We start from the raw sequence: 17,918 nt of genomic DNA, 5'->3' as shown, positions 1-17,918 counted from the left end.
ATATTCTATCCTCTCTGCCTGCTTTGGTTCCTGTTGAGCTTGAACGGTTATGGATCTGACATAATTTTTGATGATCAAAAAAAAATTTTGAATTAAAAGTAAATAGTTGAAAAGTGACGAATTCTGTGGTACAATGCTGTCAATTTAGGCAAAGGTTCCATGGCTTTTTCTATATATAATGAAAAAGCCATTTTTAAGGCTTAATACAAGGGTTACTATTAATAATGAAATACCCTGCGGGTATACCTGTATGTCTTGGAAACCAGACTATTAATAATGAAATACCCTACGGGTATACCTGTATGTCTTGAAAATCAGACAATAATAATGAAAGGAATAGGGTGGAATATGAAAGCTTTTCTCATTCTTGAAGACGGGCATGTATTTACGGGAACGAGCATCGGAGCGGACCGTGAAGTCATCAGCGAAATCGTATTTAACACATCAATGACCGGATATCTGGAAATACTCACGGATCCCTCTTACGCGGGGCAGGCAGTGGTTATGACCTATCCGCTAATCGGTAATTATGGTATATGTTATGAGGATATGGAATCCTTAAAACCCTGGCCGGACGGCTATATTGTCAGAGAATTATCCAGACTTCCCAGCAACTTCCGCAGTGAAGATTCTATTCAACATTTCTTAGAAAAACATAATATCCCCGGAATCGCAGGTATAGATACAAGAGCATTGACGAAGATCTTAAGAGAAAAAGGTACCATGAACGGTATGATCACCACCAATACGAATTATAATATAGAAGAAATACTTCCAAGGCTGAAATCTTATACTACTGGAAAAGTAGTGGAGAAAGTCACCTGTGCGGACAAAGAGACGCTTTCCGGCGAGGGGTACAGAGTGGCATTGATGGATTTCGGCGCGAAAAGAAATATCGCCAGATGCTTAAACGAGCGAGGGTGCGAGGTAACCATATACCCGGCGCGGACGAAGGCGGAACAGATCATCGCGGACGCGCCGGACGGAATTATGCTGTCCAACGGGCCTGGGGACCCCAAGGAGTGCCGGGAGATCATTGAAGAAATTAAAAAACTGTACCAGAGTGATATTCCGATCTTCGCGATCTGCCTGGGCCATCAGCTCATGGCTCTGGCCAACGGGGCGGATACCCACAAAATGAAATACGGCCACCGCGGTGCCAATCATCCGGTAAAGGATCTGGACAGCGGGCGGGTCTATATTTCCTCGCAGAATCATGGCTATGTGGTGGATGCAGGGGCCATGGATCCCAATGTAGCGGTTCCCGCGTTTGTCAATGTCAATGACGGAACCAATGAGGGGTTAAAATATATCGGTAAAAATATTTTTACCGTGCAGTTCCATCCCGAGGCAAGTCCCGGACCGCAGGACTCCAATACACTGTTCGACCGTTTTATATCTATGATGGAGGTGGCCAGGAATGCCTAAGAATTCAAGTGTAAAAAAGGTGCTGGTGATCGGTTCCGGTCCGATCGTGATCGGGCAGGCGGCTGAATTCGACTATGCAGGCACGCAGGCCTGCCGTTCCCTGAAGGAAGAGGGCATCGAAGTTGTCCTGGTGAATTCGAATCCGGCAACGATCATGACCGACAAAGATATCGCCGATAAAGTATACATCGAACCGCTGACCGTAAAAGTGCTTCAGCAGTTAATTATAGAAGAAAAACCGGACAGCGTCCTGCCCACCCTGGGCGGACAGGCTGCACTGAATCTGGCCATGGAGCTGGATGAATCCGGATTCTTAAAAGAGCAGAATGTCAGACTGATCGGAACCACCTCCCTTACCATCAAGAAGGCGGAAGACCGGGACGAATTCAAAAAAACCATGGAAAAGATCAACGAACCCTGTGCTCCCTCCAAGGTAGTAACGACCGTGGAGGAAGGGGTTGAGTTCGCTAAAGAGATCGGATATCCGGTGGTACTGCGGCCCGCTTACACACTGGGGGGAAGCGGCGGCGGAATCGCCTACAATGTGGGCCAGCTGATGGATATTCTGGCCAATGGCCTGCGCTTAAGCCGTGTGGGGCAGGTTCTGGTGGAACGCTGCATCGCCGGCTGGAAAGAGATCGAATACGAAGTAATGCGGGACGGTGCCGGCAACTGCATCACCGTTTGTAATATGGAAAATATCGACCCTGTCGGAGTGCATACCGGTGACAGTATCGTCGTGGCGCCTTCCCAGACACTGGGGGACAAAGAATATCAGATGCTGCGCTCGTCAGCCCTCAATATCATCAATGAGTTGAAAATTACCGGCGGATGTAATGTGCAGTACGCGCTGAAGCCGGACAGCTTCGAATACTGCGTCATCGAGGTAAATCCCCGGGTCAGCCGTTCCTCCGCGCTGGCTTCCAAAGCCACGGGTTACCCGATCGCCAAGGTGGCAGCCAAGATCGCTCTGGGATATACTCTGGATGAGATTAAGAATGCCATTACCGGCAAGACCTATGCAAGCTTTGAACCGGCTCTGGATTACTGCGTCGTCAAGATACCCAGACTGCCCTTTGACAAATTTATCATGGCAAAGCGCACGCTGACCACCCAGATGAAAGCTACCGGGGAAGTTATGAGTATCTGTACCAACTTCGAAGGCGCGCTGATGAAAGCGATCCGCTCCCTGGAACAGCATGTGGACAGCCTGATGTCCTATGATTTCGGCCATCTGTCCGACGAAGAGCTGATGCAGGTGCTGCACCGCGTGGATGACCGCCGGATCTTTGTGATCGCCGAGGCTATTCGCCGGGGAATTTCTCAGGATACGATCAATTTCATCACGAAGATCGACCTGTGGTTTATCGATAAGATCGCCATCCTGGTAGAGATGGAACAGGCGCTGCAGAAAGATGAACTGACACCGGAGCTTTTGGCCGAGGCAAAACGGCTGGAATTCCCGGATTACATCATCGCGCAGCTCTCCGGCAAAAAAGAGGAAGAAGTTAAGGCCATGAGAAAGGCGAACCAGATCACGGCCGCCTTCAAGATGGTAGACACCTGCGCCGCAGAGTTCGCGGCGTCCACCCCCTATTACTATTCCTGCTTCGGCAGCGAATGTGAGGTGGAGAAGACCGAAGGGAAGAAGAAAGTACTGGTACTGGGCTCAGGGCCGATCCGAATCGGCCAGGGGATTGAGTTTGACTACTGTTCGGTTCACAGTACCTGGGCCTTTAAGAAACAGGGCTATGAGACAATTATTGTAAATAATAACCCGGAGACGGTCAGCACAGACTTCGACATCGCCGACAAGCTGTATTTCGAACCGCTGACCCCGGAAGACGTGGAAAATATCGTAAATCTGGAAAAACCGGATGGCGCTGTCGTGCAGTTCGGCGGGCAGACCGCCATCAAGCTCACGGAAAGCCTGATGAAGATGGGAGTTCCGATCCTGGGGACCTCTGCGGAGAATGTGGATGCAGCGGAGGACCGGGAACTGTTTGACCAGATTCTGGAGCAGTGTTGTATTCCAAGACCCGCGGGAAGAACAGTCTACACAGCCGAGGAAGCCAAAGCGGCCGCCGCGGAGCTGGGTTATCCGGTCCTGGTTCGGCCCTCCTATGTACTGGGAGGCCAGGGGATGCAGATCGCCATCTGTGATGAGGAAATCGACGAATTCATCGGCATCATCAATCAGATCGCTCAGGAACACCCGATCCTGGTAGACAAATATCTGGTCGGCAAAGAGATCGAAGTCGACGCGGTATGCGACGGGGAAGATATCCTGATCCCCGGTATCATGGAGCATATCGAGAGGGCCGGCGTCCACTCTGGAGACAGTATCTCCGTATATCCCGCCCAGAGCCTGAATAAGAAGGTGATCCGGGTCCTGGAGGAATACACCAGGAAGCTGGCGAAATCCCTGCATGTTATCGGCTTGATTAACATCCAGTTCATCGTGGCCGGCGACGAGGTATATGTCATCGAGGTGAACCCCAGATCCAGCCGTACCGTCCCCTACATCAGCAAGGTAACCGGCATCCCCATCGTAGAGCTGGCCACCCGTGTGATCATCGGGGAGACCATCAGGGGAATGGGGTACAAACCGGGTCTTCAGCCCGAAGCGGATTACATCGCCATCAAGATGCCGGTGTTCTCCTTTGAAAAGCTGCGGGGCGCGGATATCAGCCTGGGGCCTGAAATGAAATCGACAGGCGAGGTGCTGGGCATCGCGAAAACCTTTAACGAGGCACTCTACAAAGCATTCTTAGGCGCAGGGATCAGCCTGCCCAAATATAAAAACATGATTATCACCGTAAAAGATGCGGACAAACTGGAAGCGGTGGAAGTGGCGAGAAGATTTGAGAAGATCGGCTACCGCATCTACGCCACCAGAAGTACGGCAAAAGTGTTAAATGAGAACGGAGTACACGCTGTGCGCACCAATAAGATCACGCAGGAATCACCTAATATCATGGACCTGATTTTGGGGCATGAGATCGATCTGGTGATCGATACGCCCACACAGGGCCGGGATAAAAACCGGGATGGATTCCTGATCCGCAGAAATGCTATCGAGACCGGCGTGAACTGCCTGACCTCCCTGGATACGGCCAATGCGCTGGCCACCAGCCTGGAGAACCAGGAAGGGAAGAACCTGACGCTGATCGATATCGCTACGATCTAAACCTTTTCGTGCATCGCACGTAAGCGGCTAAAAAACAGCCGCTAAGTGCTCATAGCTATAAAAAAGGAGAAAAACCCCTTTATTGTATTTTCTGTCACAAACCCGCGGAAGAGCGGGTTGGACAACGTGACAGAAAATGGGGGTTTTTCTCTTTTTTATTGGGGTTCGTCGACGCAGAGGACGGTAATCCGCTCGGGTACAGTTTGGGCAGGGATACTGCGGGTGGTGGCGGTGTACTGGACAGCCAGGACGTGGCCCGCGAGTTTACAGTAGTAGAGCTGGCCGTTCTGGGTTTCGATGATGGTGTAGGGGGATAGGATCAGCCTGAGAGTTCCGTCATAGCTGATCAGATTATCATCGAAACGATCGACTTTAACACTGCGCCAGGACAGGGATTCTGCGATGGCTACGGCAGTGTACTGGGGCGGGTAGATCAGGGGAACAGGGGCGTTGGCAGAGTACCAGCCGGTGATTCTCATGCCTGGATTCACCTGTATATGATCTACGAAATAAGTATTGGGAGTGGCGATAAAGTTTACTACGCTGTTGTCGTCGTTCTGGACAGTGATGCGCTGGGTACAGCATCTTTCGTCTGCGTTGGCGACACTGATTACGGTTCCTTCAAAGGAGAGAAATTCAAAAAAGTCATCCATGCGATATGTTACCTTTTTCCTAATATCTATATAGTATATGTAAAACAAGGGAAAATTGACAACAGGAAATGTGGGAGGCCGGCGTGGGAGCGTAAGCCTGCACTGGTGAAGGCTGGGAAGGTGAGTAACACGAAGAGATGCTTTTTCTGTGCGTGTAATTTTTGGGGGAATTATGTATAATCAGGATAAGATGAGTTTTTGGTTGGGAGGGATATTATGAATTACGAATTTAATCTTCTGTTAAATGATTATACGATCTGTCCGGACACCTGGGGAATGACGGATGAGAGCGCGCTGTTTTACCGTATGTACTATATTTGCGGAGGGGAAGCTTATCTGCGGAAAGGGGAACGGAATATCCGGCTGAAAAAGGGGTATTTCTATATCTTTCCGCTGATGAATCCTTATACATTGTGGCAGAATAAGGACAATCCTTTGGAAGTCCTCTGGTTCCATGTGGAAATCAAGATGGACTTTTATACGGATTTCGGTGTTGTGAAGATCGAGAAAGAAACGGTGATGTACAGCCTTTTAAAGAGTATCCGTTATCTGACGGGACAACCGGAGTATCAAAATGAGATCGTCCGCCTGTTTGATATTTTTTTGACTATGTTAAATGAGGTGCTGCCTCTGCGTAAGACGAACAGCCGTCGTATGAAGAGCGTGATCGAATATATCGATACGCATATCGGAGAGGAATTGACGGTCAGTCAGCTGGCGGATCAGGCAGGGATGGAGCGGTCGTATTTTTCCAGGAAGTTTAAGTCCATCTTTAAAATGTCTCCGAACCGCTATATCCTGGCTAAGAAGATGAGCGAGGCGTCCAAGGCTCTGGCAAACGGTGCGACTGTGTATCAGGCCAGTATTGTGGGCGGTTATATGGACGAGAAGGCTTTTGCGAGAGCTTTCAAAAAGTATATGGAAACGACTCCGTCAAATTACAGAAAAAGTCACATTCAGCAACCCTGAAGTCACAATATAATGTTGTGACAGGTTGGTATAAATGCTATTATGTGAGTACATAAAGAGAGCAGATTAAGTGAGAACCACAATAAAAGACAGATGGCGCCGAAAATTAATTGTGCAAGTTACTTAATAACCGCTTAGAAAGCTATGCTTTATCAACAAATATGTGTAGGAGAAGAAAGAGAGGATTTGCCGCATGAAAAAGTTATTAAGCGTGATTTGTATGGTGTCATTATGTGCAACTATGATAACGGGATGTTCTTCGAAAAATGAAAGTGCAGAATCTGCAACCTCTGCCCCGAATAATTCTGCACCGGCTGCTGAGTCGGACAGCACAAAACAAGAGACAGAGGACAAAGGATATGTGATCGGTTATGCCTCCAAATCGTCCACGACACCATTCTGGGTTCAATTGAATGCCGCGATACAAACTGCAGCCTCAAAAGCCCAGGTTACCGTTAAAGAAATCGGCCCGGCCAAAGAAAACGATGTAGCCGGACAGATCTCCGTAATCGAGGATTTCCTGACCCAGGATGTGGATGCCCTGATCGTGGCTCCGTGTGACGATGTGGGTGTGGCTCCGGCCGTACAGAAGTTCATCGACGCAGGCAAGCCGGTAATCGCGGTGGATAACGGGGTGACGGGCGTCGAGATCACCTCGCTGGTGGCTACCGACAACAAGGCTTCCGCCGGGGCAGCCGCTGCTTATATAGCAGAAGCCCTGGGGGACGATGCAAAGGTCGTGACCATCGACGGCGTGGTGGCGCAGGGAACAGGAAAAGACCGGAAAGACGGTTTTGTGGATACGCTGAAGGAAAAGGCCCCAAATGCGGAAGTGGTCAGTTCCATTGCCGCTGACTGGGTAGATGATACCGCTCTTAAGGGAGTGGAGGATCTGATCAACGGAAATGTGGAGTTCAATGCTATTTTTGCCGCATGGGACGGAGGAGCTCTGGCTGCCTATCAGGCATGTAAATCCGCGGGACGGGAAGACGTGATGATCGTCGGACACGACGCGTTTGAGCAGTCCTGTGATCTGATGATCGCCAAAGACCCTATTTTCAAAGGTTCCGTTGCCCAGAATCCTTCCAATATGGGGAGTCTGGCCGTGCAGACCGCAATTAAGGCGTTGGGCGGGGAGTCCGTGGAAGCCTTTAACGATTCCGGTTACCAGGTAGTGACGGGGGAAAATGCCGCCGAGTATAAGGAAACAAATTACAGTAAATAGGATTGATGCATTTGTGTAATTTGCACCCTGGTCAAACAGGGTGCAAATTTTTCAGAAAAATCAGGACGGTGGGACGATGAACAATGCGGTTGTATTAGAAATGAAGAACATAACCAAAAGATTTCCCGGAGTTCTGGCCCTCGATCAGGTACAGCTCACCCTGCGCAGGGGAGAAGTCCATGTGCTGCTGGGAGAAAACGGGGCTGGAAAATCCACATTGATCAAGACGATTACCGGTGCTTATATCCCGGATGAAGGAGAGATCTTCCTGGAAGGCAGGCAGGTAAAGTTCGACAGTCCCCTGCACGCGCAGAAGTTGGGAATCAGCGCTGTCTACCAGGAATTCAACCTGATACCGGAGCTGGACGCGGCGAAGAATATCTTCCTGGGCAAAGAGCTGATGGTGGGGAAAACCATCAAATTAAACAGCAGGGAGATGTACCGCAAAAGCGAAGAATACCTGGAGACGATCGGAGCGAAGATCAATCCCAGGATACCGGTCAAGAACCTGGGTGTGGCAGCCCAGCAGATGGTCGAGATTGCCAAGGCGATCGCTACGGACTGCAAGATATTGATACTGGATGAACCCACGGCCGTTCTCACCAACCAGGAGATCGACAAGTTGTTCCAGGTGGTTGAGACCCTGACGAAGCGCGGTGTCGCCATCATATTTATCTCCCACAGACTGGAGGAGATCAACCGGATCGGGGACCGGGTAACGGTCATGAGGGACGGGGCCTATGTGGATACCATCGAGGTGGAAAAAGGAAAGCTAAACACCGACTATCTGGTTAAGCTGATGGTCGGACGGGAGATTACGGACAAATTTCCGAAGATATCCGTAACCATCGGAGAAGAAATTCTGCGGGTGGAGCATCTGAACCGGAAACAGGTGCTGCGGGATATCAATCTGACCCTTCACGCGGGTGAAATTCTGGGGATCGGCGGATTAGTGGGCGCCGGTCGTACCGAGGCCGTAAAAGCGATCTTTGGGGCGGATCCCATCGACAGCGGTGAGATTACGGTGTTTGGGAAAAAGGCAGTCATCCGCCAGCCCAAAGATGCCATCCGCCTGGGAATCGGTCTCGCGCCGGAGGACCGGAAGGTGGAAGGGCTGAATCTGAGTATGTCCATCAAGGATAACGTGATCATGGCCAGTGTGGATAAAATCAGCAGATGCGGAGTGATCGGGCGCAAAAAGCGCACATCGATACCGGAGGAGTTAAAGGAGAATCTGCGGATTGTGACTCCGTCCATTAATCAGATGGTGGGGAATCTAAGCGGTGGAAACCAGCAGAAGGTGGTTCTGGCCAAATGGCTGGCGTCGGATTCCCGAATCGTTATCTTTGATGAACCGACCCGAGGTATCGATGTGGGGGCCAAAGTCGAGGTGTATCAGCTTATGAATCAGCTGATCTCACGCGGGGTCGGAATCATTATGATCTCATCCGAACTGCCGGAGCTGCTGGCGATGTCGGACAGAATACTGGTGATGCATGAGGGAAGGATCACCGGTGAATTAAGCCATGAAGAAGCCAGCCAGGAAAAAGTACTGCGCCTGGCATCAGGAGGGATTTGAAATGAAAATCAAGAATGATAAGGTCAATACGTTCATACATAACAATTCCAGTCAGTTGACGGCCGGGGCCGGTCTGCTGATCATGATTCTGATATTGAGCATCGTGTCGGAGAACTTCTTTTCAGCAAAAAATCTTATAAACATCTGCCTGCAGGCGTCGGTCATCGGCGTCCTGGCCATCTGTGAGACATTTGTCATTATATCCGGCGGCATCGATCTGTCGGTCGGAGCAATCGTCGCCCTTTCATCCGCTATGATGGGCGAATTGGTGGTGAACAGAGGGCTGAACGGAGCGCTGGGTATTTTGGCGTGTCTGCTGATCGGCTGTGTCTGCGGTTTGATAAACGGCCTGCTGATCTCCCTTTTAGATATGCCGCCTTTTGTGGTCACGCTGGGTACGATGACGATATTCAGAGGGCTTGCCTATGAGTGGACCAACGCGCAGGCGATCTATGGCCTGCCGGACAGTATTAATTTCCTGGGCCAGAAATACATCGGTATGATTCCGATCGCTGTGATCACAGTGTTTTTACTCTATCTGATCTCCTGGTTCCTCTTTAAACACACAAAGTTCGGACTGTATACCTATTCGATCGGCGGCAATGTGGTTGCCTCCCGCCTGTCCGGTATCAAGGTGAAAATGATCAAATGCGGGATCTATACGTTAAGTGGTGTACTCTGTGCCATCGCTGGTATCATCATCGCCGGGAGAATGAACGGCACCTCCGGCCTGGTGGCTTCCGGATATGAGACGGATGCGATTGCTGCCGCTGCGATTGGCGGTATCTCCATGGCCGGCGGCAAAGGAAATATCTGGGGTACGCTGATTGGCGTCCTGGTCATGCAGTGCATCCGAAACGGGATGAATCTGCTGGGAGTTTCTTCCTATCTCCAGATGGTGGTGATCGGCTCCGTCATTATCATAGCGGTTGCCATGGACTGTATCCGGAGGCTTAGACAGTCCTGAGCTAAGAACGTTACCGCTGGAAGCATGGGTAGGCGGCAGAGACGAAACATAAGGTGTACGTAACAGCATCCCTTCATGCATGCCCTCCGGGCAGGGGCGCAGCATAGCTGCTCCATAAGGTATAGTCAGACTACAGGGGATGGGAAGATTAGACAGAATAAAGGAGGATAATGACATGTTGGAAAATAAATCCGCGTTTCAAGCCAGTGAACGGGTGGAAAGGCTCTGGAAAAGAAGTACGGACCTTTCCAAGAGCGGAAAGAGGAATGTATATGTAGACAATCCGGAGTTCCTCGTATATCACTGGTCAGGGCACAGCGCGGGATTTTCTCCGGCTACCGGAGAGATGGCGCTGTCAGATGACGAGAGGATCAACCTGGGAGATCATAACTGCCGGGTAGATACAGGAGCGCCGTTTCCTTTTGCCGGCGAGATGCCGTCGAAAGTGGAGGGATTTGAGTATAGCGCGTTGAACTGGGCCAGGGATTACGCTTATTTCCTGGATCACAGTCCAGCGGAGGTGTACCCCGATGAAAAGATCGTTTCCGAGTTCCACTGGCAGTTGGATGAAGCGAGAAAATTCGTCTATCCCGAGGAAGTGACGGAACTGGGATTTGAGCTCCGCCAGCTGGGCGCTGGTGGCACGAGCCTGGCCCACACCTGTCCGGACTTGAGTATCGGCCTGAAAAAGGGCTGGACCGGACTATTAAAGGATGTGAAAGCCAGTCTGGAAAAATGGAAGGCTTATGGCAATCAAAGCCGGATCGATTATCTGAACGCGCAGGTGATGGTGGTGGAAGCGATCATCCGTTTTGTGGGGCGCCATGCCGATCAGGCGGAAATGCTGGCTGGGGAAGAGTCCGATCCACAGCAGAAGAGCCTATACATGGAAATAGCGGAAAACATGCGCCAGATCGCTTCCGGAAAGCCGAAAACCTTTGAGCAGGCGGTGCAGTGGATTCAGGTCTATGAGGTGGTGGAGCGGATCAATGGCCATGGAAATGGCTATGGACGTCTGGATCAGCTGTTGATCGATTTTTACCGGAAGGATCTGGAAAATGGGGTGATCACCAGGGAGGAAGCCAGGGAACTGCTGGCGGAGCTGTACCTGAAGTACGGTGGAAACTATTTTTCATTCGGCGGCAGAGACGCCAAGGGACGGGATGCCACCAACGAGATCAGCTGGCTTGGGCTTGAGGCCTATGACATGCTGGGCGGCTATAACCATCTGGGAGTTATGTGGCACCCGGATATGGATGAGAGCTACTATCGGTATGCCTGCGAGGTAGTGACGCGGCATGGCTGCGGAGTTCCCACACTTGTGAATTACGATGTGCTCAGGGACTCGGAATTGTACAGCGGCTATCGGTTTGAGGATGCCTGGAACGTCTCCTACAGCGGATGCCAGTGGTATTGCTCGGTGGGAAGTGAATACAGCGATCACGACCTGAATTCATTTGTTCTGACCGCGCCCATGCAGCGGGCGATGAAAAGAGCCGAAGAAGAAGGCTGTGCCGAATTCGAGCAGTTCTTTTCCCTCTATGAGGAGGAAGTGGAGCGGACAGCCGAGGCGCTGGCAGAGTTTAAGAACCGGGTCTATAAGTGGCAGGCGAGGGTGTGGCCGGAGATGGTAACCACCCTGTGCATGAAAGATACGATCGAGAAAGGGCTGGACATTACTGACATCGGCGGAGCCCGCAATGCCTATACATCGGTAAATGTACTGGCGGTTCCCAATGTGGTAGACTCTATCTATGCCATGAAAAAAGTCATATTCGAAGATAAACTCTATACAATGGCCCAATTAAATAAAGCGATCGCCAGCAACTGGAAAGATCAGGAGATTTTCCGGCAGATCATGCTCAAACAGGAAAAATTCGGCAACGACGAGGATCATGTGGATGAAATCTATCAGAGGGTAGCCGCCAATATCCGGGAAACCCTGGAACGCCAGCATAACATAAAAGGCTTCCACTTCCGGGCGTCCCTGTTCCAGTATATGGGGCACACCTATGCGGGCCCTATCATCGGAGCCACCCCTGACGGGCGTCTGGCAGAGGAACCCATCGCTCATGGGTGTAACCCGATGCACGGGCGCAATCACAACGGTATAACAGCCACTGCCAAATCCCTGTTGAAGGTCCCGTTCCGGAAGTACCAGGGCGGTTCCCTGCAGATCGAGCTGCAGCCGAAGTTTTTCGATGGGAAAGAGCAGAAGGGAAGCTATATCGAGAAATTCTCCAGGGCCTACATGAAAAACGGCGGGGTACAGATCAATTTCAATATCGTCGACCTGGACCAGTTAAAAAATGCCATCGATGATCCGTCAAATCCGGAATATGCGGACATCGTGATCAAGGTGACCGGCTACAGTGCCCACTTTGTTGTGATGGACCGGGAATTCCAAAAAGAATTTGTGACGAGGGTAAATTATGAAGCTATCTGACTACAGAAAGGACTGCGGCCTGGTGTTTGATTTTCACAGAGGCACCACACATGATGGTCCGGGAATGCGTACCACGGTATTCATGAAAGGCTGTCCGCTGCACTGTGCCTGGTGCCATAATCCCGAGAGCATCACCCCGCATCCCGAACTTCAGTGGACTGCCGGAGAATGCATCGGATGCCATACCTGTGTGAATACCTGCCAGTTCGGAGCCGTGCAGGCCGGTGAGGAAGGAATCAGCATCCGCCGGGACTGGTGTCAGGAATGTTATCAGTGTGCGGAAAAATGCCCATCCGGGGCGCTTAAGATCGTCGGAACTTATTGGGATGTGGACAGCCTGGCGACCGAAGCCCTGAAGGACACCATGTTTTTTGAGGATTTCGAGGGTGGAATTACCTTATCGGGCGGAGAGCCCATCCTGCAATACCGGTTCGTCACGGAACTGCTGAAGAAAATAAAGGAGGCCGGTCAAAATACGGCGCTGGACACCTGCGGTCTGGGGCTGCGGGAAGCCTACGAATCCGTCTACCCCTACGTGGATACCTTCCTCTATGACATCAAACTGATGGACAAAAATGAACATATCCAGTATACCGGGATGAGCAACCAACTGATATTAAGCAATCTGATCTGGCTGATCCAGAAGGCCAATGGGGATCCGGACAAAAAAATATGGATCCGGACCCCGCTGATTCCCGGAGCTACAGCTTCCGAAGAAAACATAGATAAAATCGGGAAATTCCTGAAAGGGGAAGTGCTAAAGGGAATCGAGCGCTGGGAACTGTGCGCATTTAACAACGTGTGCAGAGACAAATACCGGAAAATGCATCTGGAATGGGAGTATCAGGATACCCCTCTGATGACAGAGGACGACGCCAACCATTTTCTGCAGATTGCCCGGAAATATGTGGGAGAGAAAGCAGTCCTGTCCGGCTTGACTGCCAGGAATGTTTGAAACGCATAAGGCGTATAAAATTAAGAAGCGCCGGTCACATCGGTGGTTATGATTGAAAACAGATCTGAAAGAAATCAGTCTGTCCGCAGTCGTAAAATCACGAAGTGGCCGGCGGTTCTTTATTTCCCGGAAAAATTACCGGTTAACGTTTTTATATCGCGCTTATATTTTCTTCTTATATTTATCCTTTTACAATTCTCGTTCCGGTCTTGCCGTCAAGGCTGTCCACCGCTTTATCCAGCATTGTGATCAGGGCGGTCCTTCCTTCGCGTTCCTCGACGAACTCAACAGCGGCCTCGATCTTAGGAAGCATGGATCCGGGGGCGAACTGTCCGTCTTCGATATATTTTCTGGCTTCTGTGGTGGTCATCTGATCCAGCCACTGCTCGTTTGGTTTGCCATAATTCAGCGCAGCCTTTTCCACTGCGGTTAAGATGATCAGCACATCCGCATCGATTCGTTCCGCAATCAGCGCGCTGACGGCATCCTTCTCGATAACAGCGCTGGCACCTTTGAGATGATGCCTTTGGGCCAGCACAGGAATTCCGCCTCCGCCGGCAGCGATAACTACCTGTCCGGCATCCAGTAACGCATTAATGGCGTCGATTTCGATAATATTTTTAGGTTTCGGCGCGGCCACGATACGCTGATATCCCTTTTCCGGAACCTCTGTCACATAATTTCCCTTCTTCTCCTCCAGCTCGGCTTCCTCTTTATCCATAAAGCGGCCGACCCGTTTCTCCGGATTATAGAACGCCTCGTCATACGGGTCCACTTCCACCTGCGTCAGCACGGTACTGACCGTTTTATAAATTCCACGGTTCAATAGCTCCTCCCGAATGGAATTCTGGAGGTCGTAACCGATATACCCCTGGCTCATGGCGGAGCAGACAGACATAGGAGCGGCGGTGAACTCCGGATGGCGTCCTGCGAATTCATTCATAGCGGTATGGATCATACCCACCTGAGGAGCATTGCTGTGAGAAATCACCAGCTCGTACCCATTTTCAATGAGATCTGCGATCGAAGCGGCAGCCTCATGAGCCGCGATTTTTTGTTCCGGCAGAGTGATTCCCAGCGCTTTATGTCCCAATGCCACAACGGCTTTCTTCTTATTCATATTCCGTACCTTCCTTATTTTGTTTTATTTGACTTAAATTATATCGGCTGTAGACCCAAAATGCAATACATGAGCCAAAAACCACTAAATTATGTATTACGGAGCCAGCATGTTTCCGTATCAGTATGTTTTTAAACGTCCCCTTGTGCTGCACAGAAAAAGCACACCAAAACAGAAACATACCTCAGTTTTTTATTGTATAAAGCAAAATTACCTGCTATAATAAAGCCAACCTGATGAAAAAGAATTTTCTGATTCACAAGGGGACGAGAAGACAAAGACCGGTTCTGACGGTGCGCCTGCCGGCGGCTGAAAGAGGTAGGTTTCAGAGGTGTTTTGTGCCCTTTTATCAGGAATGATAGAAGGGCTTTTTTGGTTCCCTAATACAGCCGGAAGGAGGAACGTGGATGAGGAAAATCGCAGTGATCTGTGCGATCCTGGAAGAACCAGGAGTCAGCCAGAAGGATTTCAATAAGGTGGTGTCGGAGTTTCATGGAATCGTGAGAGGCCGAATGGGCATTCCCTTTGATCAGGAGGGGATAGCAGCCGTGTCGATTACGGTTATGGCCGAAATGGACCAGATCAATGCTCTGACAGGTAAATTAGGACGGCTGCCGCATGTGTTTGTGAAGACAGCGATATCACAGAAGGAGGTATAGGGGAATGTTAAATCATGATGGTTTCGTACCCGACGAGGAATTTATTAATGGAGATTATATCCGGGAGACCCTGGAAAAATCCAAAGCTGCAAGTGACGAGGAAATCGAAAGGATACTGGACAAGGCGGACCGGTTCGAGGGGCTGACCCACCTGGAGGTGGCGGCTCTTTTGACAAATGAGAATCCGGTTCATCTGGAACGGATCTTTCAGATAGCGGGAAAGATCAAAGAACATATCTACGGCGACCGTATCGTTATGTTCGCGCCGCTCTATCTGAGCGATTATTGCATTAACGGCTGTACATACTGCGGATTTAACTGCCATCACAAATATCAGCGCAAAAAGCTGACGATGGATGAAGTGAGGGAAGAGGTACGTATCCTGGAAAAAATGGGGCACAAGAGGCTGGCACTGGAAGCGGGAGAGGACCCGGTAAACTGTCCGATCGAATATATACTGGATTGCATTAAGACCATCTATGATATGAAGACGGATGGAGAGATCCGCCGGGTCAATGTCAATATCGCTTCTACCTCCGTCGAGGAATTCCGGATGTTAAAAGAAGCGGGAATCGGTACTTATATCCTGTTCCAGGAGACTTATTGCAAAGAGACTTATGAGAAGATGCATCCCCATGGTCCCAAGAGCAATTATTGGTACCATACGACAGCTTTTGACCGCGCTATGGAGGCGGGGATCGATGACGTGGGCGGCGGTGTGCTCTATGGCCTGCATGATGATCCTAATTTTGAAGTTATGGGGCTGATGCTGCACAATGAGCATTTGGAGAAAAAGTTTGGCGTCGGTTTCCATACGATCTCTTCGCCCAGGATACGTCCGGCGGAAGGTACGGACCCGACAGCTATGGATCACGGCGTAGATGATGAGAAATTTAAAAAGCTGGTGGCTATTGTCCGGCTGGCGGTACCGTTTACGGGAATGATCATCTCTACCCGTGAAACCATGGAGATGAGAAAAGAGCTGATCAAAATCGGAATTTCACAAATCAGCGGCGGTTCCAGCGTGGATGTGGGCGGATACAGCGCCAGAGAGCGCAATGAACCCCAGTTCGTGCTCTCCGACAGCCGTACCAATGAGGACGTGGTGGATTGGCTGATGGAGGAGGATGTCGTTCCCAGCTTCTGCACAGCCTGTTATCGCAGCGGTAGAACCGGCGACCGGTTCATGTCCCTGGCAAAATCCGGAAATATCAAAAATGTCTGTCTGCCAAACGCGCTTATGACCCTGACTGAATACGCCTGCGATTACGGCACGGATGAGTTCAGAAGTAAAGTGGACCGGCTGGTCGAAAGCAAGCTTCCGAAGATAGATAATGAGAAAGTGCGCATTCTGGTCGCCGGTAACATAGAAAAAATTAAGAGCGGCGAAAGGGACCTGTTTCTGTAAATGATACATTCCCGGAGCACGCATAGAGAAAATCATGAAAGGAGCACCGAATGACAACGAACGACATGAACCAGACCCCTATGGGGAACCGCTATCATATTGCCATATTCGGAAAACGCAACGCTGGAAAGTCTACCCTAATGAATGCATTGACCAGACAGGAGATTTCCGTAGTTTCTGATGTGGCAGGAACCACCACGGATCCGGTATATAAGTCTATGGAATTGCTGCCGATCGGACCGGTCGTATTCATCGATACAGCGGGATTTGATGACATCGGAGAGCTGGGGGCTCTCCGGATCAAAAAGACCAGGCAGGTACTGAGAAAGACAGATTTCGCACTGGTGGTTCTGGAAGCGCAGGAAGAGCCGGATTGTGAGCTCGTGGACTTCCTGAAAGAGATCAGAATCAGATCCCTGCCCTGCCTGACGGTGATCAACAAATGCGACGTGGCAAAGCCGTCCGACGGTATGTTAACATTGCTGGAAGCGGAACAGATTCCCTTCCTTACCGGTACTGCTTATCAGGCAGAATTCATAGGCCAGGTGAAAGAGGCGATCATACAGGCAGCCTCCGTGATAAAAGAAGAAGCTCCTTTGTTGGGCGGCATTGTAAAGCCGGGAGATCTGGCGGTGCTGGTTACTCCCATCGACAGCGCCGCTCCCAAAGGAAGAATGATACTGCCCCAGCAGCAGACGATCCGGGCAATTCTGGATGCAGATGCCATGATGGCTGTGACAAAGGAGAACCGCCTCAAAGAGACATTAGACAGCCTGGCAGTAAAACCATCTATAGTCATCACAGATTCACAGGCTTTCAGGCAGGTCAGCGCACAAACGCCGGAAGATATACTTCTCACCTCATTTTCCATCCTGTTCGCCCGGCAGAAGGGTGAGCTGGAACCCATGGTAAAGGGGGCGCTGGCGGCAGACCACCTGAAAGCAGGAGATAAAGTATTGATCGTGGAAGGATGCACCCACCACAGACAGACCGACGACATCGGTACGGTGAAGATTCCCCGATGGCTCCGGGAAAAGGCCGGAGACGGTCTGGAATTTGCCTGGGCCTCCGGCACCGGGTTCCCGGAGAAGTTGACTGATTATGCTTTGATAATACATTGCGGAGCCTGTATGCTAAACCAAAGGGAAATGCGCTATCGAATTCACACGGCCCGGGAACAGAATATCCCCATGACAAACTATGGCATGCTCATCGCACACGTAATGGGCATTCTGCCCAGGGCCCTGAAGCCTTTCCCGGAGGGGGCTGTTTTACTTTCCCAATCCATGTAAAATACGGGTGTCGGAGTCAGATAGATG

General features: G+C 50.6%; 13 protein-coding genes. 11 read left to right on the top strand and 2 right to left on the bottom strand.

All coding sequences use genetic code 11. From position 1 onward, the window contains the following. The first annotated feature begins 348 nt into the window (after positions 1-348). Together KTH90_RS08295 and carB are read left to right on the top strand one after the other, a co-directional pair. Positions 349-1,428, top strand: coding sequence for a carbamoyl phosphate synthase small subunit (locus KTH90_RS08295; protein ID WP_158350180.1), 1,080 nt, complete (start codon positions 349-351; stop codon positions 1,426-1,428). Continuing rightward, positions 1,421-4,618, top strand: coding sequence for a carbamoyl-phosphate synthase large subunit (gene carB, locus KTH90_RS08290; protein ID WP_158350179.1), 3,198 nt, complete (start codon positions 1,421-1,423; stop codon positions 4,616-4,618). Before KTH90_RS08295 ends, carB begins: the two co-directional genes overlap by 8 nt. Positions 4,619-4,773: 155 nt before the next feature. Here the strand turns inward: carB and KTH90_RS08285 are convergent, their stop codons facing one another. Then, a complete protein-coding gene (locus tag KTH90_RS08285) occupies positions 4,774-5,271 on the bottom strand; it encodes a hypothetical protein (RefSeq protein ID WP_158350178.1) in 498 nt (165 codons plus the stop codon). Positions 5,272-5,487: 216 nt separating this feature from the next. Between KTH90_RS08285 and KTH90_RS08280 the strand changes: the two genes are divergently transcribed. From KTH90_RS08280 to KTH90_RS08255, 6 genes are all read left to right on the top strand, one after another. Then, complete coding sequence (locus KTH90_RS08280) at positions 5,488-6,240, top strand: AraC family transcriptional regulator (RefSeq protein ID WP_158350177.1); 753 nt, start codon at positions 5,488-5,490, stop codon at positions 6,238-6,240. 193 nt (positions 6,241-6,433) lie between these two features. Continuing rightward, a complete protein-coding gene (locus tag KTH90_RS08275) occupies positions 6,434-7,465 on the top strand; it encodes a sugar ABC transporter substrate-binding protein (RefSeq protein WP_158350176.1) in 1,032 nt (343 codons plus the stop codon). Positions 7,466-7,541: 76 nt separating this feature from the next. Next, positions 7,542-9,044 (top strand): sugar ABC transporter ATP-binding protein, encoded by a 1,503-nt coding sequence (locus tag KTH90_RS08270; RefSeq protein WP_158350175.1) that lies wholly within the window; start codon positions 7,542-7,544, stop codon positions 9,042-9,044. A 1-nt stretch (position 9,045) separates the two neighbouring features. Next, positions 9,046-10,011: an ABC transporter permease gene (locus KTH90_RS08265; protein ID WP_238726618.1), complete on the top strand. Its 966-nt coding sequence runs from the start codon at positions 9,046-9,048 to the stop codon at positions 10,009-10,011. Positions 10,012-10,186: 175 nt separating this feature from the next. Then, positions 10,187-12,457, top strand: coding sequence for a pyruvate formate lyase family protein (locus tag KTH90_RS08260; protein WP_238726617.1), 2,271 nt, complete (start codon positions 10,187-10,189; stop codon positions 12,455-12,457). Then, positions 12,444-13,412 carry a glycyl-radical enzyme activating protein gene (locus KTH90_RS08255; protein ID WP_238726616.1) on the top strand — a complete coding sequence of 323 codons (969 nt, stop codon included), beginning with the start codon at positions 12,444-12,446 and terminating at the stop codon, positions 13,410-13,412. Before KTH90_RS08260 ends, KTH90_RS08255 begins: the two co-directional genes overlap by 14 nt. 181 nt (positions 13,413-13,593) lie before the next feature. Here the strand turns inward: KTH90_RS08255 and arcC are convergent, their stop codons facing one another. Continuing rightward, a complete protein-coding gene (gene arcC, locus KTH90_RS08250) occupies positions 13,594-14,532 on the bottom strand; it encodes a carbamate kinase (RefSeq protein ID WP_158350171.1) in 939 nt (312 codons plus the stop codon). Between the two features lie 407 nt (positions 14,533-14,939). Between arcC and KTH90_RS08245 the strand changes: the two genes are divergently transcribed. Genes KTH90_RS08245 through hydF form a run of 3 tightly spaced genes read left to right on the top strand, consistent with a single transcriptional unit; the run spans position 14,940 to position 17,891 of the window. Then, a complete protein-coding gene (locus tag KTH90_RS08245) occupies positions 14,940-15,191 on the top strand; it encodes a TM1266 family iron-only hydrogenase system putative regulator (protein ID WP_158348583.1) in 252 nt (83 codons plus the stop codon). Positions 15,192-15,195: 4 nt separating this feature from the next. Then, entirely contained in the window at positions 15,196-16,599 is a 1,404-nt protein-coding gene (hydG, locus tag KTH90_RS08240; RefSeq protein ID WP_158350170.1) for a [FeFe] hydrogenase H-cluster radical SAM maturase HydG, read from the top strand. Positions 16,600-16,649: 50 nt separating this feature from the next. Then, positions 16,650-17,891, top strand: coding sequence for a [FeFe] hydrogenase H-cluster maturation GTPase HydF (gene hydF, locus KTH90_RS08235; protein WP_238726615.1), 1,242 nt, complete (start codon positions 16,650-16,652; stop codon positions 17,889-17,891). The last annotated feature ends 27 nt before the right edge of the window (positions 17,892-17,918 follow it).

Source organism: Diplocloster modestus (assembly GCF_019042245.1).
GTDB lineage: Bacteria > Bacillota > Clostridia > Lachnospirales > Lachnospiraceae > Diplocloster > Diplocloster modestus.
This window is presented reverse-complemented; position numbering and strand designations above follow the sequence as displayed.

Excerpts from the sequence above, each read along its gene's own strand:
- hydG (WP_158350170.1), top strand. The coding sequence starts at position 15,196 with ATGTTAAATCATGATGGTTTCGTACCCGACGAGGAATTTATTAATGGA.
- KTH90_RS08260 (WP_238726617.1), top strand. The coding sequence starts at position 10,187 with ATGTTGGAAAATAAATCCGCGTTTCAAGCCAGTGAACGGGTGGAAAGG.
- KTH90_RS08295 (WP_158350180.1), top strand. The coding sequence starts at position 349 with ATGAAAGCTTTTCTCATTCTTGAAGACGGGCATGTATTTACGGGAACG.
- KTH90_RS08285 (WP_158350178.1), bottom strand. The coding sequence starts at position 5,271 with ATGGATGACTTTTTTGAATTTCTCTCCTTTGAAGGAACCGTAATCAGT.
- carB (WP_158350179.1), top strand. The coding sequence starts at position 1,421 with ATGCCTAAGAATTCAAGTGTAAAAAAGGTGCTGGTGATCGGTTCCGGT.
- KTH90_RS08245 (WP_158348583.1), top strand. The coding sequence starts at position 14,940 with ATGAGGAAAATCGCAGTGATCTGTGCGATCCTGGAAGAACCAGGAGTC.
- KTH90_RS08270 (WP_158350175.1), top strand. The coding sequence starts at position 7,542 with ATGAACAATGCGGTTGTATTAGAAATGAAGAACATAACCAAAAGATTT.
- hydF (WP_238726615.1), top strand. The coding sequence starts at position 16,650 with ATGACAACGAACGACATGAACCAGACCCCTATGGGGAACCGCTATCAT.
- KTH90_RS08275 (WP_158350176.1), top strand. The coding sequence starts at position 6,434 with ATGAAAAAGTTATTAAGCGTGATTTGTATGGTGTCATTATGTGCAACT.
- arcC (WP_158350171.1), bottom strand. The coding sequence starts at position 14,532 with ATGAATAAGAAGAAAGCCGTTGTGGCATTGGGACATAAAGCGCTGGGA.
- KTH90_RS08255 (WP_238726616.1), top strand. The coding sequence starts at position 12,444 with ATGAAGCTATCTGACTACAGAAAGGACTGCGGCCTGGTGTTTGATTTT.
- KTH90_RS08280 (WP_158350177.1), top strand. The coding sequence starts at position 5,488 with ATGAATTACGAATTTAATCTTCTGTTAAATGATTATACGATCTGTCCG.
- KTH90_RS08265 (WP_238726618.1), top strand. The coding sequence starts at position 9,046 with ATGAAAATCAAGAATGATAAGGTCAATACGTTCATACATAACAATTCC.